The organism is Pectobacterium hainanensis (genome assembly GCF_046237015.1).
In the GTDB taxonomy this organism is placed as follows: Bacteria; Pseudomonadota; Gammaproteobacteria; order Enterobacterales; family Enterobacteriaceae; genus JBJYIN01.
This window is the reverse complement of sequence record NZ_JBJYIN010000005.1, coordinates 208,476-228,318: the sequence shown is the minus strand read 5'-3', so window position 1 is coordinate 228,318 and position 19,843 is coordinate 208,476. Positions and strand designations below refer to the sequence as shown.

The 19,843-nt window shown below is 48.8% G+C and carries 17 protein-coding genes; 9 read left to right on the top strand and 8 right to left on the bottom strand.

What is annotated here, in order from left to right; translation table 11 throughout:
* Nucleotides 1–30: 30 nt before the first annotated feature.
* Nucleotides 31–426, top strand: coding sequence for an 8-oxo-dGTP diphosphatase MutT (gene mutT / locus ACKPVM_RS07220; RefSeq protein WP_409308162.1), 396 nt, complete (start codon nt 31–33; stop codon nt 424–426).
* A 369-nt stretch (nt 427–795) separates the two neighbouring features.
* Here the strand turns inward: mutT and yacG are convergent, their stop codons facing one another.
* The 3 genes from yacG to coaE all read right to left on the bottom strand — a co-directional run bounded on the left by yacG (nt 796) and on the right by coaE (nt 2,441).
* On the bottom strand, nt 796–996 hold the full coding sequence (gene yacG, locus ACKPVM_RS07215; protein ID WP_409308161.1) for a DNA gyrase inhibitor YacG: 201 nt from the start codon (nt 994–996) through the stop codon (nt 796–798).
* Between the two features lie 73 nt (nt 997–1,069).
* Nucleotides 1,070–1,822: a cell division protein ZapD gene (gene zapD / locus ACKPVM_RS07210; protein ID WP_409308159.1), complete on the bottom strand. Its 753-nt coding sequence runs from the start codon at nt 1,820–1,822 to the stop codon at nt 1,070–1,072.
* Nucleotides 1,815–2,441 carry a dephospho-CoA kinase gene (coaE, locus tag ACKPVM_RS07205; RefSeq protein ID WP_409308157.1) on the bottom strand — a complete coding sequence of 209 codons (627 nt, stop codon included), beginning with the start codon at nt 2,439–2,441 and terminating at the stop codon, nt 1,815–1,817. The genes zapD and coaE overlap by 8 nt, the downstream gene beginning before the upstream one ends.
* A 199-nt stretch (nt 2,442–2,640) precedes the next feature.
* Between coaE and ACKPVM_RS07200 the strand changes: the two genes are divergently transcribed.
* The gene (locus tag ACKPVM_RS07200; RefSeq protein WP_409308155.1) at nt 2,641–3,681 is read left to right on the top strand and encodes a GMP reductase; all 1,041 of its coding nucleotides are present in this window, start codon (nt 2,641–2,643) and stop codon (nt 3,679–3,681) included.
* Between the two features lie 48 nt (nt 3,682–3,729).
* On the opposite strand, the gene hofC is transcribed toward ACKPVM_RS07200, so the two are convergent.
* The 4 genes from hofC to nadC form a co-directional block, all read right to left on the bottom strand.
* Nucleotides 3,730–4,935 (bottom strand): protein transport protein HofC, encoded by a 1,206-nt coding sequence (gene hofC, locus ACKPVM_RS07195; protein WP_409308154.1) that lies wholly within the window; start codon nt 4,933–4,935, stop codon nt 3,730–3,732.
* Nucleotides 4,935–6,380, bottom strand: a complete 1,446-nt coding sequence (gspE, locus tag ACKPVM_RS07190) for a type II secretion system protein GspE (RefSeq protein WP_409308152.1) — start codon at nt 6,378–6,380, stop codon at nt 4,935–4,937. Before gspE ends, hofC begins: the two co-directional genes overlap by 1 nt.
* Nucleotides 6,380–6,826 carry a prepilin peptidase-dependent pilin gene (gene ppdD, locus ACKPVM_RS07185; protein ID WP_409308151.1) on the bottom strand — a complete coding sequence of 149 codons (447 nt, stop codon included), beginning with the start codon at nt 6,824–6,826 and terminating at the stop codon, nt 6,380–6,382. The genes gspE and ppdD overlap by 1 nt, the downstream gene beginning before the upstream one ends.
* A 209-nt stretch (nt 6,827–7,035) precedes the next feature.
* Nucleotides 7,036–7,926: a carboxylating nicotinate-nucleotide diphosphorylase gene (gene nadC, locus ACKPVM_RS07180; RefSeq protein WP_409308149.1), complete on the bottom strand. Its 891-nt coding sequence runs from the start codon at nt 7,924–7,926 to the stop codon at nt 7,036–7,038.
* A gap of 282 nt (nt 7,927–8,208) precedes the next feature.
* Here nadC and ampD point away from each other — a divergent pair, with 282 nt between their 5' ends.
* Together ampD and ampE are read left to right on the top strand one after the other, a co-directional pair.
* Nucleotides 8,209–8,784 carry a 1,6-anhydro-N-acetylmuramyl-L-alanine amidase AmpD gene (gene ampD / locus ACKPVM_RS07175; protein WP_409308147.1) on the top strand — a complete coding sequence of 192 codons (576 nt, stop codon included), beginning with the start codon at nt 8,209–8,211 and terminating at the stop codon, nt 8,782–8,784.
* On the top strand, nt 8,781–9,635 hold the full coding sequence (gene ampE / locus ACKPVM_RS07170) for a beta-lactamase regulator AmpE (protein ID WP_409308146.1): 855 nt from the start codon (nt 8,781–8,783) through the stop codon (nt 9,633–9,635). Before ampD ends, ampE begins: the two co-directional genes overlap by 4 nt.
* 73 nt (nt 9,636–9,708) lie before the next feature.
* On the opposite strand, the gene ACKPVM_RS07165 is transcribed toward ampE, so the two are convergent.
* Complete coding sequence (locus ACKPVM_RS07165; RefSeq protein WP_409308144.1) at nt 9,709–11,067, bottom strand: amino acid permease; 1,359 nt, start codon at nt 11,065–11,067, stop codon at nt 9,709–9,711.
* Nucleotides 11,068–11,715: 648 nt separating this feature from the next.
* On the opposite strand from ACKPVM_RS07165, the gene pdhR reads away from it, so the two are divergent.
* From pdhR to ACKPVM_RS07140, 5 genes are all read left to right on the top strand, one after another.
* Nucleotides 11,716–12,480, top strand: coding sequence for a pyruvate dehydrogenase complex transcriptional repressor PdhR (pdhR, locus tag ACKPVM_RS07160; RefSeq protein ID WP_409308142.1), 765 nt, complete (start codon nt 11,716–11,718; stop codon nt 12,478–12,480).
* Nucleotides 12,481–12,619: 139 nt separating this feature from the next.
* Nucleotides 12,620–15,283 carry a pyruvate dehydrogenase (acetyl-transferring), homodimeric type gene (gene aceE / locus ACKPVM_RS07155; RefSeq protein WP_409308140.1) on the top strand — a complete coding sequence of 888 codons (2,664 nt, stop codon included), beginning with the start codon at nt 12,620–12,622 and terminating at the stop codon, nt 15,281–15,283.
* 14 nt (nt 15,284–15,297) lie between these two features.
* Nucleotides 15,298–17,184, top strand: coding sequence for a pyruvate dehydrogenase complex dihydrolipoyllysine-residue acetyltransferase (aceF, locus tag ACKPVM_RS07150; protein ID WP_409308138.1), 1,887 nt, complete (start codon nt 15,298–15,300; stop codon nt 17,182–17,184).
* A 235-nt stretch (nt 17,185–17,419) separates the two neighbouring features.
* A complete protein-coding gene (lpdA, locus tag ACKPVM_RS07145) occupies nt 17,420–18,844 on the top strand; it encodes a dihydrolipoyl dehydrogenase (RefSeq protein ID WP_409308246.1) in 1,425 nt (474 codons plus the stop codon).
* Nucleotides 18,845–19,007: 163 nt separating this feature from the next.
* Entirely contained in the window at nt 19,008–19,751 is a 744-nt protein-coding gene (locus tag ACKPVM_RS07140) for a GntR family transcriptional regulator (RefSeq protein WP_409308136.1), read from the top strand.
* The last annotated feature ends 92 nt before the right edge of the window (nt 19,752–19,843 follow it).

Below are 19,843 nucleotides of genomic sequence, written 5' to 3'. Positions count from 1 at the left end.
TTGGCCGCCTTTTGCTTGATAGGAATGATCATGGTGCAGAGACAGTTATCGGTTGCGGTGGGGATTATTCGCAACGCTGAACAACAGTTTTTTATCGCTCGTCGCCCTGGTGGCGTTCACATGGCTGGTATGTGGGAATTTCCTGGCGGCAAAGTTGAGCCCGGTGAGACACCGGAGGAAGCATTGGCGCGGGAGTTGCGCGAAGAGACTGGGATTGAAGTTCAGAGCGCAACGTTTCTGGATAAAAAAACATTCTCTACAACAGAACGAGTGATTACGTTGCACTTTTTTCTTGTAGAACAGTGGCAGGGTGAGCCCTATGGACGTGAGGGGCAGGCCTCACGTTGGTTGACGGTCAATGAACTGGAAGAGGATGAATTTCCGCCAGCGAATGCAGAAATGATCCGTTGGCTAAAAGCTAATTAACCGATTGGGTTATGGGTTCCACTCCATTGACCTTGCCAAATTCAGATACCGTTTTATACCCGTCATACTTCAAGCTGCTTGTGCGTTGGCTGCTCTCGTTACTCGGCTCATCCATGAGCCTCGCCCCGTTGGGGCCGCTGCAAGCAGCGTTCAAATCTGCTCCCAGCAGATTTGTCACCCGAATCACTTACCTGAGTAAGCTCCTGGGGATTAATGAGCTTCATAAATGAAGCTCACCCTGCGGGCCAGCGCTAGCGCTGTTTAAATCGGTTAAAACCGATTTGTCGTGCGGTTGCCGCCTTCACGCAACTTGAATTATTTTGGGTATATATGCGGTATCTGAATTCTAGAACGATCTGACCGTGCCGTTTAGTGCTGTTGGTTATCGCTCCAACCTTCACTATCTGAAACGATATCGTCGCTAGGGATACGTTTCTCTTCGTCAGCCCATTCCCCTAAATCAATAAGCTGACAACGCTTACTGCAAAAAGGGCGATAAGTGCTTTGCGTATTCCACACTACCAGTTTTTTACATGTAGGACATTGTACGGTTGTAATCTCATTATCCATTTGGGTTCTCCTGACAAATTCCCTTGTACGGCATTGATGTTAATCCTGATAATTTTTCTAGGGTCGTGTTGCGTTAGCAGCAGGCCAAATCGAATGTTAGGCGAGCAGGAATTTGACCGTTCTCGCTGTCTAAAGAGAGAAAACGTATCGCATAACGCGTTTTATGTCCGGATATTTGCGGATATAGCTGGAGCCCTAATTCGACACGCAAACGCAGCAGGTCAGCATCGGATGCATTATCCTGAAAGAACCCATTTAGGCTAATCTGTGGGCGAAAAGTACCAGAGTGACGAATGAGTTCTAACACCATATCCAGCGATTTTTTCAACGGCGATAATGATGTGAGCCAATTGGATACCACGTGTTCACGCTGTTCCTGCGGCTGGTGCAGCCAGATATGCAGCGTTGGTAAATCGAAGCTACAGCAGCCTCCAGGAATATTCAGCCGTTGGCGAACCATACTCACCAGACGGTCTTCTCGCAGAATTTGTCCCATCCGAGGGGCAGCCATGAGTACGGAGGACTGATCTTTTAACTGACGTCGTAACGTGTGAATGCGCTCCATATCAACGCCGGGCACATCGCTCCACTGTAGTAACTTCTGCTGCTGACGCTCCAGCTCTTTTAGTAGCTCTGTACGGACATCGCCTCGTTCTAATACATCCAGCAAATCTGAAATAGAGCGAAAGAATGTCAGAGCGTTTCCCATGTCAGTCAAGGCAGAGTTTTGATGCAACTGTTGTAGTAACGACTCGATGCGTAGCCAGGTACGTGTTTTTTCGTTTAAAGGATATTCAAACAAAATGGTTGAGGACGCGTCACTCATTCTCAGTAATCCTGTCAGCATCAGAGGCAGCTAGCTTGAGGTAAAGGCGATGCAGTTCGGCAACGCGTGAAGCTAGCTGTGTCTGATTGCCATTGTTATCAATAATATCGTTGGCGTAGGCCAGACGTTGCTCTCGAGTCGCCTGTGCTGCCAATATGTTTTCTGCCTGTTCCCGGCTCGTTCCATCTCGGGCCAGCGTGCGTTCAAGCTGTATATTCCGACTGACATCAACGACCAGAACACGTTGAGCTTTTTGCTGCAAGCCGTTCTCTACCAATAATGGTACCACCCAGAGCAGATAAGGCCCGTCCGCTGTCTGGAACTGTCGCAGCGTTTCTGCATGAATCAATGGATGCAGCAGATTATTTAACCACCGTTTTTCTTCAGGCGAAGAAAATATTTTCTGGCGTAATGCTGAACGATTGAGAGAGCCATCAGCATTGAGAATATTGTCACCAAATCGATATGTGATCGCCTGTAACGCTGGGGTATCAGGTTCAACGACCTGACGAGCAATGACATCCGCATCAATGATGGGGACCCCTAATTTTGTGAACTCATTGGCAACAGTGCTTTTCCCGCTGCCGATACCACCGGTCAGAGCGACGATATATGTCATGATACCGATTATGAAGGTCCTGAGAAAATGTATGGGTAAATTTTATCGATTCTATCCCAAATAAAGGTAAATTCGCAGTCTTGCCGAAGGATTATTAGTGCGTATGATAACGTCACTGGGAATGGCATTAATGATTCAGTATATAACTGAATGAAGACTTTTTTGCCCGCTGTCGCCACTAACCAGGAATCCAACCTCCATGCGTATCGAAGAAGACTTAAAGTTAGGCTTTAAAGATGTCCTCATCCGCCCTAAACGTTCTACCCTGAAAAGTCGTTCTGAGGTTGAATTGGAACGTCAATTCACCTTTCTTCATGCGGGGGAAGCGTGGTCCGGGGTGCCAATTATCGCTGCCAATATGGATACTGTGGGAACATTCCGCATGGCTGAGATCTTGGCGACGTTTGATGTATTGACTGCGGTTCATAAACATTACTCTGTCGAGCAATGGGCTCAGTTTGTGCAACGTTCTTCATCGGCCGTATTGCGCCATGTCATGGTGTCCACGGGAACCTCTGAAGCCGATTTCACCAAGCTGAAGCAAATTATTGCGTTATCTACAGAGCTAAAGTTCGTTTGTATTGATGTCGCAAATGGTTATTCCGAACATTTTGTCACTTTCTTGCAAAAAGCACGTGATGCTTTTCCAGATAAAGTGATTTGTGCTGGTAATGTCGTGACCGGGGAAATGGTTGAAGAACTCATTCTTTCTGGTGCAGATATTGTGAAAGTGGGGATTGGGCCCGGTTCCGTTTGTACTACCCGTGTTAAAACCGGTGTCGGTTATCCGCAACTGTCTGCCGTTATTGAATGTGCTGATGCCGCTCATGGTTTGGGAGGGCAGATTGTCAGCGACGGTGGTTGCTCCGTACCGGGCGATATTGCTAAGGCATTTGGCGGCGGTGCTGATTTCGTCATGTTAGGTGGAATGTTGGCGGGACATGATGAATGTGAGGGAACTGTCGTTGAAGAGAATGGCGAAAAGATGATGTTGTTTTATGGTATGAGTTCGGCTTCCGCAATGGAAAGACATGTCGGTGGTGTTGCTGAATACCGTGCAGCAGAAGGAAAAACCGTTAAGCTACCGCTTCGTGGCCCGGTAGAGAATACGGTCCGCGATATTATGGGTGGACTACGCTCAGCCTGTACGTATGTCGGTGCTTCTCGGTTGAAAGAACTGACCAAACGTACGACGTTTATCCGTGTTGCTGAACAGGAAAACCGAGTTTTCAACGGATAGAAAATATCTGTCGCATCCATCAATATTCATTCTGTTATGTTGGCTGGGTTAACCACCAGCCAACACATTTCCTAGTTGAAATATGGGCAGGTACATCCCTACCACAATTGCCCCAACCATTCCTCCGACGATCATCATCAGTAACGGCTCCAGTGTTTGCGTGAGATTTTCGGCTTCTTGCTCTGTTTTTCTCTCGTACCACTGTGCCAACTGAGCAAATAATGTATCCAAGGCTCCTGTTTCTTCACCCACGCGGATAAGCTGTTGGCTTGGGGCTGGAAACATTCTGACAAAAGGCTGTATTGCCTGATGCAGGGTGATGCCCTGATGAATTTGTTCCTGTATTTGTTGTATGGCCGATCGATAAAGTGGATGGTGAATCGTCGCGGCTGCATCCAGACCTGCCGGTAAGGTGAGCCCAGCATATTGTGTCATCGCGAGGATATTGAAGATCTGATTCAGGTATTTACCTCGGATCAACCCTGAAATAACGGGGATCTTAAGTAAAAAAGCCTGTTCTCTTTCTTGCCACATCAGTCTGTTGCGCCGCAGACTGGCATAGATCATCAATGATGTTATAAGCAAGAGTGAGGTTGGGAAACCATAATCGGCAACGCTGTCTGCCAGTTGAATAAGCCGCTGAGTAAACCAAGGGAGTGGCGTATCAAATGAGGCGTATAGGCTGGCAAATTCGGGCAACACCAGTGTCAGCATTAGCGTACTGACCAGCAAGGCCACGCTCAATACAAAACAAGGATAGCGGAGTGCTTTAATGACTTTGCGTTGTAGGTAGCTCTGTTTTTCCTGTTGACGCGATAGTTGTAGGCAACATTCATCGAGTTTTCCGGTAAGTTCTCCGACAGCAATCAAGGATCGGTAGACAACAGGGAAGATGTGTGGATATTCGGCCAGCGTTTCCGAGAATGCTTTCCCTTGTGAGAGTTGCACCGCGATTTCTTTGAGAATACAGCGCCAGCCTGGGCGTTCATGTTGTTCTGAGAGTAATTTGAGTGCATCTAATAAGGGGAGACCCGCCTGTAATAGTGTCGCCAATTGTTTGACCACTTCGCCGAGTTGCTCATTTTTCCAATAGCGTGGTGATAAGTACTGCCCCACTTTGAGGGATAAAGGTTGATACCCTTGTGCAATGAGGTCGGTATAGGCTTGATGGCGATGTTGACGCATCATTTCCCCTTTAATTAACTCGCCCTCCTGTGTGATTGCCTGCCAGTAATATAAACGGACCGGTTTCATTATTTGTCCACCTTAGCCGGAATGATGTTGCCCACAACACGATACAACTCGGCGATTGATGTTGTTCCCTCATTAACCAGTGATAACCCCGCTGAAAATAGCGTAGGGAAATCGGCGTGACGTGATAAGGAAGCGAGCTGGCGTTCATCGACGTTATTGACCAGCGCCTGCTGGAATTCGTGGGTGATGATCAGCAATTCATGTATGGCAATACGGCCATAATAGCCGGAAAAACAATGGCTACATCCCTGAGCCTGCCAGTGATTGAGTGGACCTCGCCATATTTCATCGGGGAAATGGTCTAGTGGTTCACTTTGGGTTTTACAGTGCGGACATAGGCGACGGACTAGCCGTTGTGCAATAACCAGTTTTAAGGCTGAGGCAAGCAGATAACCGGGAATGCCGAGGTGGGTTAATCGGCTTAGTGTTTCTATGGCTGAGTTGGTATGCAATGTAGACATTACCAGATGCCCTGTCTGTGCGGCTTTTACCGCAATTTCTGCGGTTTCAGCATCACGGATTTCGCCAATCATGATGACATCTGGATCCTGACGCAGTAGGGCGCGTAGTATCCGACTGAAATCGAGGTCGGCTTTTGGGTTGATTGCCGTCTGGTTTATACCGGATAGCGGGATTTCAATAGGATCTTCAACGCTGCAAATATTGCGACTGACATCATTAAGCCACTTGATGGCGCTGTAGAGCGTCACTGTCTTTCCACTTCCCGTCGGACCCGTGACCAAAATCATGCCCTGCGGGGAGCGAAGGGTATCGATAAACTGAGCCAGCGCATTTTCTGACATCCCCAGCGTATCCAGCCCCCATTCCTGTTGATAGGTCTGTAAAATCCGCAGCACGACTTTTTCTCCGTGTTGAACTGGAAGTGTGGCAATGCGTAATGAATAGCTCTGTTTGTCGAGTACCAGAGTGAATTGTCCATCCTGAGGTAAACGGCGCTCAGCGATGTTGAGTTTGCCCATGATTTTTAATCGGGCGGTAAGTCGTATGGTCAATTCTGCAGGTGGTGCGGATATTTCTTGTAGTACTCCATCAATACGGAGTCGGATACGATAATTCGTCGATAACGGTTCAAAGTGAATATCAGAGGCTCTGCGTTGAATAGCCATTCGCAATGTCTGATTAATAAACTGGATAACGGGGGAATCATCGTCATTAGCCGCATTATCCGATTGTGTAGGATAAACCGCTGTCGGTTCTTCAATCATTTTTGTGGGATTAAGCCGCTGTTCCAGTTTTGCTTGTGGCCATTGTTCAATTAAGATTCTGCGATTACTGGCGAAACGCAGCGCGGTGATCATCTCTGCTGACGGAGAAACACTGACTGCAACAGAAAGTGTTTGTTCATCCAGTGCAAGTAACAAGGCGCGGTAACGCTGACACAGCAACTGCAATTCGCTGATTAAATGGTCGGAGTTTGCCATCATCACCCTGCCGTATTATCAAAGCGGAAAACGTCCTGACAGGCGGATTGCAAGCTTTCAGCCTGACTGTCTGTGGCGCAGTTTTTTGTCCAGCGAGAGGTACTGGTGGTGGTATCCCAAATAGGGGTAAGTATGACATTCAACCCTTGCAAGGTTGATTGCCCGGTCAGGGTGATAACACCTTGATTCACTGTCACCGCACTGACATACCGTGAAGTTCTGGTGCCGGGTATCCCCTGATTACCTGAATTACAGGTAGAGAACGCACCATTTTCCAGGCCGCATAAATCGATAGCGGTTTTATAGGACACCATGTTTTGCAGCATATCGGTCATCGCCGCTTTTTGCAGATAGCCTTGATAGGCTGGCACGCCAATCGCGCTGAGTATGGCGATGATAGCAATGACAACCATCAATTCGACTAACGTAAATCCCTGTTGTTGAACCATTTCCCATTTCCCTGTTGTTGTTTGTATCAGGAGGATAGGGGGTTAACGCAGGACCGGCGATAGCGTTAAGGCTGAACGGGAACGAGTGATGAAAAAGATTTTTACGTTTGCCATTTGTTCTCAAATTTTCGCGATTGGCTACGCAATTTTTTAGTTGAAAGGGGGGAGGTTAGAACCCGGCAACCGGATGGATGCCGGATAAGAGGAGCTTAAAGGAAACGCATGGAGAGATCTAATGCCCGGATGTGCTTGGTTAATGCACCCACAGAAATGTAATCCACGCCGGTCTCTGCGTAATGACGTAATGTTTCAAGGGTGACATTCCCCGATATTTCCAGCAGTGCGAGCCCCTTGGCGAGTAAGATCGCTTCGCGTATCTTTTCCAGGCTGAAATTATCTAACATAACAATATCTGCTCCGGCATCTAACGCTTGTTGTAGCTCGTCAAGCGACTCGACTTCTACTTCAACGGGGACGTTGCTACGCAGCTGTTGTGCTTTTTCTACCGCCAGCCTGATAGAACCGGCGGCAATAATATGGTTTTCTTTGATCAAAAACGCATCTGCTAGCCCCAAACGATGATTGTCGCCCCCTCCGCATGAAACCGCGTATTTTAGCGCGGTACGCAAGCCCGGTATGGTTTTTCTGGTATCAAGCAAACGAGTTTGAGTACCTTTTAAACACGATACGTAGTGGCTTACTTCCGTTGCAACCCCGGATAGTGTTTGCAAAAAATTTAGCGCGGTACGTTCACCGGTCAGCAGTTGTTTTGCTGTCCCCGTTATTTCACATAGCAGTTGATCAGGTTTGATAGCATCGCCATCGGCGACATGCCAGGTAATTATGGCGGTGTTACCCAATTGGAAAAAGACTTCTTCCAGCCAGCGTTTGCCACAAAAAACGCCAGCCTCGCGCGTGATAATGCGAGCGTGCGCTTGCGCTTCATCGGGAAGAAGATGAGCGGTGATATCCTGATTGGCATCAACGATGCCGCCGAGATCTTCACACAAAGCCAGCGTGACGCTGGTGGGAATATCATGCTCAATACGTGCGAATAGCTCTGTTTGGCGTTGTTCCTGACTGTAACGGCGTGTTGGCATTACAAGGCTCCGGGAAAGAGGGCGAGGAGATATGCTACCTTGTTTATATACAGACATCCAGTCTGGATAGTCTTTATAAATCATATGATTACATTTATTTGATGATGCTGTGTGCAACGGGGCTCGTTCTGTATCTTATAGGCCTAACATGCCAAAATCTTTTTGTATCCAACTGGTTAGATATGGTGTTGGGAAACATGCTACCCTGTAGACGAGCGAATTGAAGTTAACCCACCTTACCTTATCTTTAGCCCGGCACGATACAATGCGAGGTTACCGCCGATGTTTTTGGAAAATGGCTGGTTATCTGAGATAAAGCATATACCTTCACCCCATTTTGACCTTCGCCCAGAAGATGAAGCGCCTTCGTTGTTGGTGATCCACAATATCAGTCTGCCACCCGGTGAATTTGGCGGGCCTTATATTGATCAGTTATTTACGGCCTCGCTCGATCCTGCTGCCCACCCTTATTTTTCTGATATCAGTCATTTACGTGTTTCTGCGCATTGCCTGATTCGCCGCGATGGGGAAATCATTCAATATGTTTCCTTTGACCAGCGGGCATGGCATGCCGGGGTTTCTTGTTTCGAGGGGCGTGAACGGTGTAATGATTTCTCAATTGGTATCGAGTTGGAAGGAACCGATACGCAACCTTTTACGGCAGAACAATACCACCAACTTGCTGCGTTGACCCAGATGTTGCTTGATGTTTACCCCATTACGCTGTCAAGAATTACCGGACATAGTCATATTGCACCAGGGCGTAAAACCGACCCCGGACCGGCTTTTGATTGGAACCAATATCATCGCCTGATTCAGGAAGGCTGGAGCGAGAACAAAGGGAGTATAAAACGATGACCTTATTTACATTGTTGTTGGTATTGGCATGGGAACGATTATTTAAACAAGGTGAACATTGGCAGGTCGACCACCGCCTTGAAGTGGTGTTTCGCCATTTACCCTCTCCTTCTCTATTTCAAACCTTGTTTCTGACGTTTTGTTGCATGGCGATCGTGTTCGTTTTGCTTTGGCTGTCGAGCGGTCTGCTATTTGGTCTTATTCTGCTCCTACTGTGGATCGCGTTAAGTTTGATGTGCATCGGCGCAGGGGAAGTTCGCCAGCATTATCGTCGTTACCTTCAGTCAGCGCAGCGTAATGAAAAGGATGCTAGCCAGGAATTAGCGGCTGAACTGGCTTTGATTCATGGTTTACCGGTAGGAACGGGGGAAAGTGAGCGCCTGAGGGAGTTACAGAACGCGTTATTATGGGTTAATTTTCGATTTTATCTGGCACCGTTATTTTGGTTTGCCGTCGCGGGGCCTTATGGTCCGGTAGCATTAGCGGGTTATGCGTTTTTACGAGCCAGACAGACGTGGCTGGCACGTCACCATACGCCGCTGGCGCGCGCGCAGTCTGGTGTTGATTCGCTGCTGCATTGGCTCGATTGGATTCCAGTACGTCTGGCTGGTGTGGCTTATGCTTTATTAGGACACGGCGAAAAGGCGCTGCCAGCCTGGTTTTCTTCGCTGTGCGATACCCGTAATTCCCAATATTGGGTGCTAACGCAATTGGCGCAATTTTCTTTGGCGAGAGAGCCTCACATTGATCCGGTAGAAACGCCGAAAGCAGCGGTGACATTAGCGAAGAAAGTGACGCTGGTGCTGGTCGTGGTGGTTGCCATTCTGACGATCTACGGCACGTTGGTATAGTCTTCTTATCCAACCTACGATAATGAAAAATGGCCGATATTCTCGGCCATTACTGGTGTTATCCGACTAAATGTTAGTGGCTTAGCCGCTTCCGTTTGAAGAAATAGCCAATGCCCAAAATGACCAACCAGACTGGAATTAATAAAACGGAAATTTGGATTCCAGGCGTCATATACATGATGACCAGAATGCCTGCCAAAAAGAGCAGGCAGAGGTAGTTACCTAACGGATAAATCAATGCTTTAAACTGGGTCACCGCCCCTTCTTTATCTTTCTGTTCCCGGAATTTCAGGTGCGCCAGGCTAATCATGGCCCAGTTGATGACCAGCGCAGAAACAACCAGCGACATCAGTAATTCGAATGCCTTACCCGGAATCAAATAGTTAATCAGCACACATAGCGCGGTAGCTAACGCCGATACGCCGATTGCCACGACAGGTACGCCACGGCGATCAACGGTTTGCAATACTTTTGGGCCATTTCCCTGCTTTGCTAAACCAAACAGCATACGGCTATTGCAATAAACGCAACTGTTATAAACCGATAGGGCTGCGGTCAGTACCACGATGTTTAAGACTGTCGCAACTGCATTACTGTTCAGTTCGTGGAAGATTAAGACGAACGGGCTACCCCCTTCGACCACTTTCCCCCACGGATAGAGTGATAACAGGATAGCAAGTGAACCGATGTAGAAAATCAGGATACGATAGATGACCTGATTGGTGGCGCGTGGAATGCTTTTCTCCGGTTCGTCTGCTTCAGCCGCGGTAATCCCAACCAGTTCCAGCCCGCCAAATGAGAACATGATCACGGCCATTGCCATGACTAACCCGGAAACCCCGTTCGGGAAAAATCCACCCTGAGCCCAGAGGTTGGTCACGGTCGCTTCTGGCCCGCCGGTGCCGCTAAGCAGCAGCCAACCGCCAAAGACGATCATACCAATAATGGCGGCAACCTTGATGATGGCAAACCAGAACTCCATCTCGCCGTAAACTTTAACGTTCGCCAGGTTAATCGCATTAATCAGTAGAAAGAAGACGGCAGCCGAAACCCAAGTTGGAATGTCAGGCCACCAGTACTGCACGTAAATGCCGACGGCGCTCAGTTCGGCCATCGCGACCAGAACATACAGCACCCAATAGTTCCAGCCCGAGGCAAAACCCGCAAAATTACCCCAATATTTATACGCGAAATGGCTAAAGGAACCTGCTACTGGCTCTTCTACCACCATTTCGCCAAGTTGGCGCATGATCAGAAAAGCAATCAATCCACCAATTGCATAGCCTAATAGTACTGACGGTCCAGCCATCTTGATGGTTTGAGCGATACCGAGAAACAGCCCGGTACCTACCGCACCACCCAAGGCAATCAACTGGATATGACGGTTTTTTAATCCACGCTTTAGCGTGCCGTCTTTTTGTTGATTATCCATCCAATATCATCCTCTGCCATTGTGAGCCAATAAACACTGGCGAAAAGCGCCGCTGTATTAACTCTTTTACGTTTATGTAATTTTATTTTTACGGTGACGAGAAATCTAATATTATGATGCCTCTACCGTTTGTCAGAGAATAGTGATAAGCGAGGAAGATTGCACTGATTTATTGATTATCAATAGATAAAAAGTACAGCGTATGGATGCCTGTTATATTTCAAGTTACAACGCCATGCGTTGTCATTGATTCTCTAGCCTATCCGTAAGTTGATCGTATCCCTTCTGTTAGCCTTAGTTAAAAATGTCTGTAAATATCTGGTAGAAGCTCACTTCGTTTTTATATTTTTGAATTAAAATTCATTTATTTTAACTTTATATGCATTTTTTGACGAATTAAACGGTTCAGCAATGCCTGTCTTACGTTTCAAAAAAGTTAAAATATAAAGTGATAGGATAAAGAGGCATAACTCAGGTGGGCTATCACTTTGCCTCATATTTCTTGTGCGTTTGTTAAAATCTGGTTGGATTGGTGATTTTGCTCAACGTCCTTATGGACAGAAGGTGAATACTTTGTTACTTTAGCGTCACGTTTTTGAAATTGGTATTACCAATTGACTCCGCGCCATTCGCAGAGAAGAATCCACCATGGCATATAGCAAGATCCGTCAGCCGAAGCTGTCAGATGTGATTGAGCAGCAACTGGAGTTTCTGATTCTTGAAGGAACCTTGCGCCCTGGCGAGAAGCTCCCCCCTGAGCGTGAACTGGCAAAGCAGTTCGATGTTTCCCGCCCTTCTCTGAGAGAAGCTATTCAACGACTGGAGGCCAAAGGTCTCCTCTTGCGCCGTCAGGGTGGTGGTACCTTCGTTCAAGCCAACCTTTGGCAAAGCGTCAGCGATCCGCTGGCGGAATTACTGAGCACACATCCTGAATCACAGTTCGATCTTCTGGAAACCCGCCATGCGCTGGAAGGCATCGCTGCATACTACGCTGCGTTGCGGGGGACTGAATCTGATCTGGCGCGTATCCGGGATTGTCACGCTGTCATTGAACAGGCACGAGAAGCGGGCGATCTGGATGCAGAGTCGGAAGCCGTTATGCAGTATCAGATTGCGGTAACAGAAGCCACGCATAATGTGGTTTTGTTGCATTTGTTGCGCTGTATGGGGCCAATGCTTGAACAAAACGTGAGACAGAATTTTGAATTGCTGTATCTGAGCCGCGAAGTGTTGGCGCAGGTGAGCATTCATCGCGCCAGCATTTTTGAGGCGATTGTTGCCCGTGAGCCGGAGAAGGCGCGCGAAGCATCACACCGTCATCTGGCGTTTATTGAGGAAGTATTGCTGGATCTTAACCGGGAACATAGTCGGCGTGAAAGATCATTACGTCGACTCCAGCAACGCAAGGATTGAGCGTCCTTTTGTACTTCGGGGCTCTGAATGCGGTAATGACGACGATGAGCCTGTCTTCATGCATTTTGCTAATGAGATGGCCGAATGCAAGAAGACAGGCTCCAACAAACTAACTTATTAGAGAAGATAAGGAATAACCATGTCAGATCGTTTAAATAATGACGTGGATCCGATCGAAACCCGCGACTGGCTGCAGGCGATCGAATCGGTCATCCGTGAAGAGGGTGTTGAACGCGCCCAGTATCTGATTGATCAGGTTCTGAGTGAAGCGCGTAAAGGTGGAGTAAGCGTTGCCGCTGGTAGCGCAGCTCGCCAATACATCAACACCATCGCAGTGGAAGATGAGCCGGATTATCCGGGGAATCTGGATCTGGAAAGTCGGATTCGTACCGCGATCCGTTGGAATGCGGTGATGACGGTGCTGCGTGCTTCGAAAAAAGATCTGGATCTGGGTGGCCATATGGCGTCTTTCCAGTCTTCCGCAACGTTTTATGAAGTGTGCTTTAACCACTTCTTCCGTGCGCGCAATGCACAGGACGGTGGCGATCTGGTTTACTTCCAGGGCCATATCTCTCCGGGCATCTATGCCCGTGCTTTCCTTGAAGGTCGCCTGACTGAAGATCAGATGAATAACTTCCGTCAGGAAGTTCACGGCAATGGCCTGTCTTCTTACCCGCACCCGAAATTGATGCCGACTTTCTGGCAGTTCCCAACCGTGTCAATGGGATTGGGACCAATTGGTGCAATCTATCAAGCTAAGTTCCTGAAATACCTGGAACACCGTGGTTTGAAAGATACGTCTAAACAAACCGTTTATGCTTTCCTGGGCGACGGTGAGATGGACGAACCAGAATCTAAAGGTGCGATCACCATCGCGACCCGTGAAAAACTGGACAACCTGGTATTCGTTATCAACTGTAACCTGCAACGTCTGGATGGCCCGGTAACCGGTAATGGCAAGATCATTAACGAACTGGAAGGTATCTTCAGCGGTGCTGGCTGGGATGTGATCAAGGTTATCTGGGGTGGCCGTTGGGACGAACTGCTGCGTAAAGATACCAGCGGTAAACTGATCCAACTGATGCAAGAAACGGTTGATGGTGATTACCAGACGTTCAAATCCAAGAACGGTGCCTATGTGCGTGAGCACTTCTTCGGGAAATATCCGGAAACCGCAGCACTGGTGAAAGACTGGACCGACGATCAGATTTGGTCATTGAACCGTGGTGGTCACGATCCGAAGAAAGTCTACGCCGCATTGAAAAAAGCGCAGGATACCAAAGGTAAACCAACGGTTATTCTGGCGCATACCATTAAAGGTTATGGTATGGGCGACGCTGCTGAAGGTAAAAACATTGCTCACCAGGTTAAGAAAATTAACATGGAAGGCGTGCGTTACTTCCGCGATCGTTTCAACGTGCCGGTCAGCGATGACAACATCGAAAAACTGCCGTACATCACGTTTGACAAAGACTCAGCAGAATACAAATACCTGCACGAGCGTCGTCAGGCTCTGGAAGGTTACCTGCCAAGCCGTCAGCCGAAATTCAGCGAAAAACTGGAATTACCGACGCTGGAAGATTTCAGTACACTGCTGGAAGAGCAGAACAAAGAAATTTCTACGACTATCGCCTTTGTTCGCGCACTGAACGTGATGTTGAAGAACAAATCGATCAAAGATCGTCTGGTTCCGATTATTGCCGATGAAGCGCGTACCTTTGGTATGGAAGGTCTGTTCCGTCAGATTGGTATTTACAGCCCGAACGGTCAGCAGTACACCCCGCAGGACCGCGAACAGGTTGCTTACTATAAAGAAGACGAAAAAGGTCAGATCCTGCAAGAAGGGATCAACGAACTGGGCGCTGGATCTTCATGGCTGGCGGCGGCAACGTCTTACAGCACCAACGATCTGCCAATGATCCCGTTCTACATCTACTACTCCATGTTCGGTTTCCAACGTATCGGCGACCTGTGCTGGGCGGCAGGTGACCAACAGGCGCGTGGCTTCCTGATCGGTGGTACTTCCGGTCGTACTACGCTGAACGGCGAAGGTTTGCAGCACGAAGATGGTCACAGCCACATTCAGTCTCTGACTATCCCGAACTGTATCTCCTACGATCCGGCATTTGCCTACGAAGTTGCAGTGATCATGCATGACGGTCTGCACCGTATGTACGGCGAAGCGCAGGAAAACATCTACTATTACATCACCACGCTGAACGAAAACTACCACATGCCAGCGATGCCGCAAGGTGCGGAAGACGGTATCCGTAAGGGTATCTATAAGCTGGAAACGGTTGAAGGCAGCAAAGGTAAAGTGCAGTTGCTGGGCTCCGGTTCTATTCTGCGTCACGTCCGTGATGCGGCTCAGATTCTGGCGAAAGACTATGGCATCGGTTCTGATGTGTTCAGCGTGACTTCCTTCACTGAATTGGCTCGTGATGGTCAGGATTGTGAACGTTGGAACATGCTGCATCCGACCGAAGCGCCTCGCGTACCTTATGTGGCTCAGGTGCTGAGTGATGCGCCAGCGGTTGCATCTACCGACTATATGAAGCTGTTTGCTGAGCAAATCCGTAACTTCATCCCAGCCAGCGATTATCGCGTATTGGGTACGGATGGTTTCGGACGTTCTGACAGCCGTGAGAACCTGCGTCACCACTTTGAAGTGGATGCGTCTTACGTGGTGGTTGCGGCTCTGGGTGAACTGGCTAAACGCGGTGAAATCGATAAGAAAGTGGTTGCAGATGCCATCACTAAATTCAACATCGATGCAGATAAAGTTAACCCGCGTCTGGCATAAGAGGTAAAGATTACATGGCTATCGAAATCAACGTACCGGACATCGGTGCAGATGAAGTTGAAGTCACCGAAGTGCTGGTGAAGGTGGGCGACACCGTTGAAGCGGAACAGTCGCTGATCACGGTTGAAGGTGATAAGGCTTCTATGGAAGTCCCTTCTCCGCAGGCCGGTGTTATTAAAGAGATTAAAGTCTCTGTCGGTGACAAAGTTGAAACTGGCAAACTGATCATGATTTTCGATTCCGCCGACGGTGCAGCTGACGCTGCACCTGCCAAGGCAGAAGCGAAACAAGAAGCCGCCCCGACTGCTGCACCAGCGGCGTCGGCAGCGAAAGACGTCAACGTCCCAGATATCGGCGGTGACGAAGTCGAAGTGACCGAAGTGCTGGTTAAAGTGGGCGACACCGTTGCGGCTGAACAATCTCTGATCACCGTAGAAGGCGACAAAGCTTCTATGGAAGTACCAGCACCTTTCGCGGGTACGGTTAAAGAGATCAAGATCAACACTGGCGATAAAGTCTCTACTGGCTCGCTGATCATGGTATTCGAAGTGGCAGGCGCTGCACCTGCTGCCGCTCCGGCACAGGCCGCTGCTCCAGCAGCATCGGCAGCGGCCGCTGGCGCTAAAGACGTCAACGTCCCGGATATCGGCGGTGATGAAGTTGAAGTGACTGAAGTGATGGTGAAAGTCGGCGATAAAATTGCCGCTGAGCAATCACTGATCACCGTTGAGGGCGACAAGGCTTCGATGGAAGTCCCTGCGCCATTCGCGGGTACGGTTAAAGAAATCAAAATCAGCACTGGTGATAAAGTTTCTACCGGCTCACTGATCATGGTCTTCGAAGTTGAAGGCGCTGCTCCTGCTGCGGTCGCTCCGGCTGCCAAACAAGAAGCGGCTGCACCCGCTCCAGCGGCAAAACCTGCTGCTGCGCCGGCTGCGAAAGCAGAAGGTAAAGGCGAGTTCACTGAGAACGATGCTTACGTTCACGCGACGCCGGTTATCCGCCGTCTGGCACGTGAATTTGGCGTGAATCTGGCGAAGGTGAAGGGAACGGGTCGTAAAGGCCGTATCCTGCGCGAAGACGTTCAGGCTTACGTGAAAGATGCTGTGAAACGCGCTGAGTCTGCACCTGCTGCGGGCGCTAGCGGTGGTTCTCTGCCGGGACTGTTGCCATGGCCGAAAGTGGACTTCAGCAAGTTTGGTGAAGTGGAAGAAGTCGAGCTGGGCCGCATCCAGAAAATCTCTGGTGCTAACCTGAGCCGTAACTGGGTGGTCATTCCACATGTTACGCACTTCGACAAGACGGATATCACCGATCTGGAAGCGTTCCGTAAACAGCAAAATGCCGAAGCAGAAAAACGCAAACTGGACGTGAAGTTCACCCCGGTTGTTTTCATCATGAAAGCCGTTGCTGCCGCGCTTGAACAGATGCCACGTTTCAACAGTTCACTGTCTGAAGACGCTCAACGTCTGACACTGAAGAAATACATCAACATCGGTGTTGCGGTTGATACGCCGAATGGTCTGGTGGTTCCAGTGTTTAAAGATGTGAACAAGAAAGGCATCGTTGAACTGTCTCGCGAACTGACGGCCATCTCTAAGAAAGCCCGTGACGGTAAGCTGACCGCAGGCGAAATGCAGGGTGGATGTTTCACCATCTCCAGCATTGGTGGCTTGGGTACCACTCACTTCGCGCCGATTGTTAACGCGCCGGAAGTGGCTATCCTGGGTGTGTCCAAGTCTGCGATGGAACCGGTCTGGAATGGTAAAGAGTTTACGCCGCGTCTGATGATGCCGATCTCTCTGTCCTTCGACCATCGTGTTATTGACGGTGCTGATGGTGCGCGCTTTATTACTATCATCAACAACACGTTGTCCGACATTCGCCGTCTGGTGATGTAATCGAAAAGTCGGCCTGACGGCCGGCTTTTTTCTGATAAGCTGTTATTTGTTGCAGCTATTAGTGATAAAGGACAAATCGTTAGTCGCTTGTTGTTTCAAAATTGTTAACGATTTTGTAAACTACCGCGGCAAAGACACGTCCCGGTGGAAGAGGACGTTAATAAAAATGGCACCCCAAATCTGAAAGACGACGAGGGTGACGTCAGACCCGCCGGAAATTAATTAAGAGGTCATGATGAGTACTGAAATTAAAGCTCAGGTAGTGGTACTTGGTGGCGGCCCAGCAGGTTATTCTGCGGCATTCCGCGCTGCGGATTTAGGGTTGGAAACCGTACTGGTAGAGCGCTACGCCACGCTGGGTGGTGTGTGTCTGAACGTTGGCTGTATCCCTTCTAAAGCATTACTGCACGTTGCCAAAGTGATTGAAGAAGCCAAAGCATTGGCACAGCACGGTATCGTATTCGGTGAGCCGAAGACCGATATTGACAAAATCCGCCTGTGGAAAGAAAAGGTCATTAATCAGATGACTGGCGGTCTGGCGGGTATGGCGAAAGGTCGTAAGGTCAAGGTTGTTAACGGTTATGGCAAATTTACTGGTTCCAACACGCTGGTTGTTGACGGTGAAAACGGTAAAACGACGGTAACCTTTGATAATGCGATTATTGCGGCGGGTTCACGTCCGATCCAACTACCTTTTATCCCTCATGATGACCCACGCGTATGGGATTCTACGGATGCGCTGGAACTGAAAAGCGTTCCCGGACGTCTGTTGGTCATGGGCGGCGGTATCATCGGTTTGGAAATGGGGACCGTATACCACGCGCTGGGTTCACAGATTGATGTAGTGGAAATGTTCGATCAGGTCATTCCCGCTGCCGACAAAGATATCGTTAAAGTCTTTACCAAGCGTATCAGCAAGCAGTTTAATCTGATGCTGGAAACCAAAGTGACGGCGGTAGAAGCAAAAGAAGACGGCATCTACGTGACGATGGAAGGTAAAAAAGCGCCATCTGAACCACAACGTTATGATGCGGTACTGGTGGCGATTGGCCGTGTGCCTAACGGTAAACTGCTGGATGTGGGTCAGGCTGGTGTTGAGGTTGACGAACGCGGCTTTATTCACGTTGACAAACAAATGCGTACCAATGTGCCGCACATCTACGCTATCGGCGATATCGTCGGTCAGCCTATGCTGGCGCATAAAGGTGTGCACGAAGGCCACGTTGCGGCTGAAGTTATTTCTGGCAAAAAACACTATTTCGATCCAAAAGTGATCCCTTCCATTGCTTACACTGAACCTGAAGTGGCGTGGGTAGGGGTAACTGAGAAAGAAGCGAAAGAGAAAGGCATCAGCTACGAAACGGCGACCTTCCCATGGGCGGCGTCTGGCCGTGCAGTCGCTTCTGATTGTTCAGAAGGTATGACCAAGCTAATTTTCGATAAAGCGACGCATCGTGTACTCGGTGGTGCAATCGTTGGTACTAACGGTGGCGAACTGTTAGGCGAAATCGGTTTGGCGATTGAAATGGGCTGTGATGCGGAAGATATCGCGCTGACTATCCATGCTCACCCGACGCTGCATGAATCAGTGGGTCTGGCTGCCGAAGTCTACGAAGGTAGCATTACCGACTTGCCGAATCCGAAAGCGAAAAAGAAATAATTTCACCTTAACGGTGGGAATGAATTCTCTCTGAATCCGGTATCGCAAGGTACCGGATTTTTTTGTTCATATGAGAGGCCTCTTCTGAATTATTTAGGGTATGGAAACTAAAAGACGTTATGATATTTCGACCTAATGTGACGGTTTAGAACGAGGGAAGGTAATGGAACGCGATGCAAAATTGATTGTGCGGTTGCGTGAACGTTTTGCGTTGTCAGATAAATCTCCACTGTATGTTCGATTCGTTCAAACGGTGCAGCAGGCGTTACAGATGGGAGAAATCCAGCGTGGTGATTTCTTACCCAGCGAGCGGGAACTGAGCGAATGGTTAGGTATTTCACGCATTACGGTACGAAAGGCACTGTCTGAGCTGGAATCGTTGAAAATTGTGGTACGTACGCGCGGTTACGGCACCTATATTAACGATCAGATGGAATACCACCTTAAAGAGGCGCGTGGGTTTACCCAACAGGTTCAGCATCAGGGGAAAAAGCCAGGTACGGAATGGCTGGCTAAATGCGTGGTTGGCTGTAGTGAAAGCGTGGCCGAACGCCTTGAATTGCCGGTAGGCAGCGACGTTTTTCTACTGAAACGTATTCGCTATATTGATGATGCGCCACTCTCTGTTGCTGAGTCCTATGTGCCGCTTGATTTCATTCATGATGTTAATGACATCACCCTGTCGTTATATGCTTATTTTCGTAGCCAGAACCGCAATCCAATGCGCACACGGAGTTGGGTTTCGGCGAAAATAGCGGATCAATCCCTGCAAACCTCGTTGAAATTAAGTGAAGATGCAGCGGTGCTGGTCGTGAAACAACTCGCTTTTGATCAGAGCAATGTTCCCATTGAATACAGTATTAGCTACTGCCGTGCAGACTCATACGTGTTTGTATCAGAAGAATAAACGCCAGCGGTTTTTAAGTTTGCGGCTGGCGGGTCATCAATGGGTTGTTAATTTGAGGGCTGTGACTCCTCTCGACGCATGTCTTCCTGATA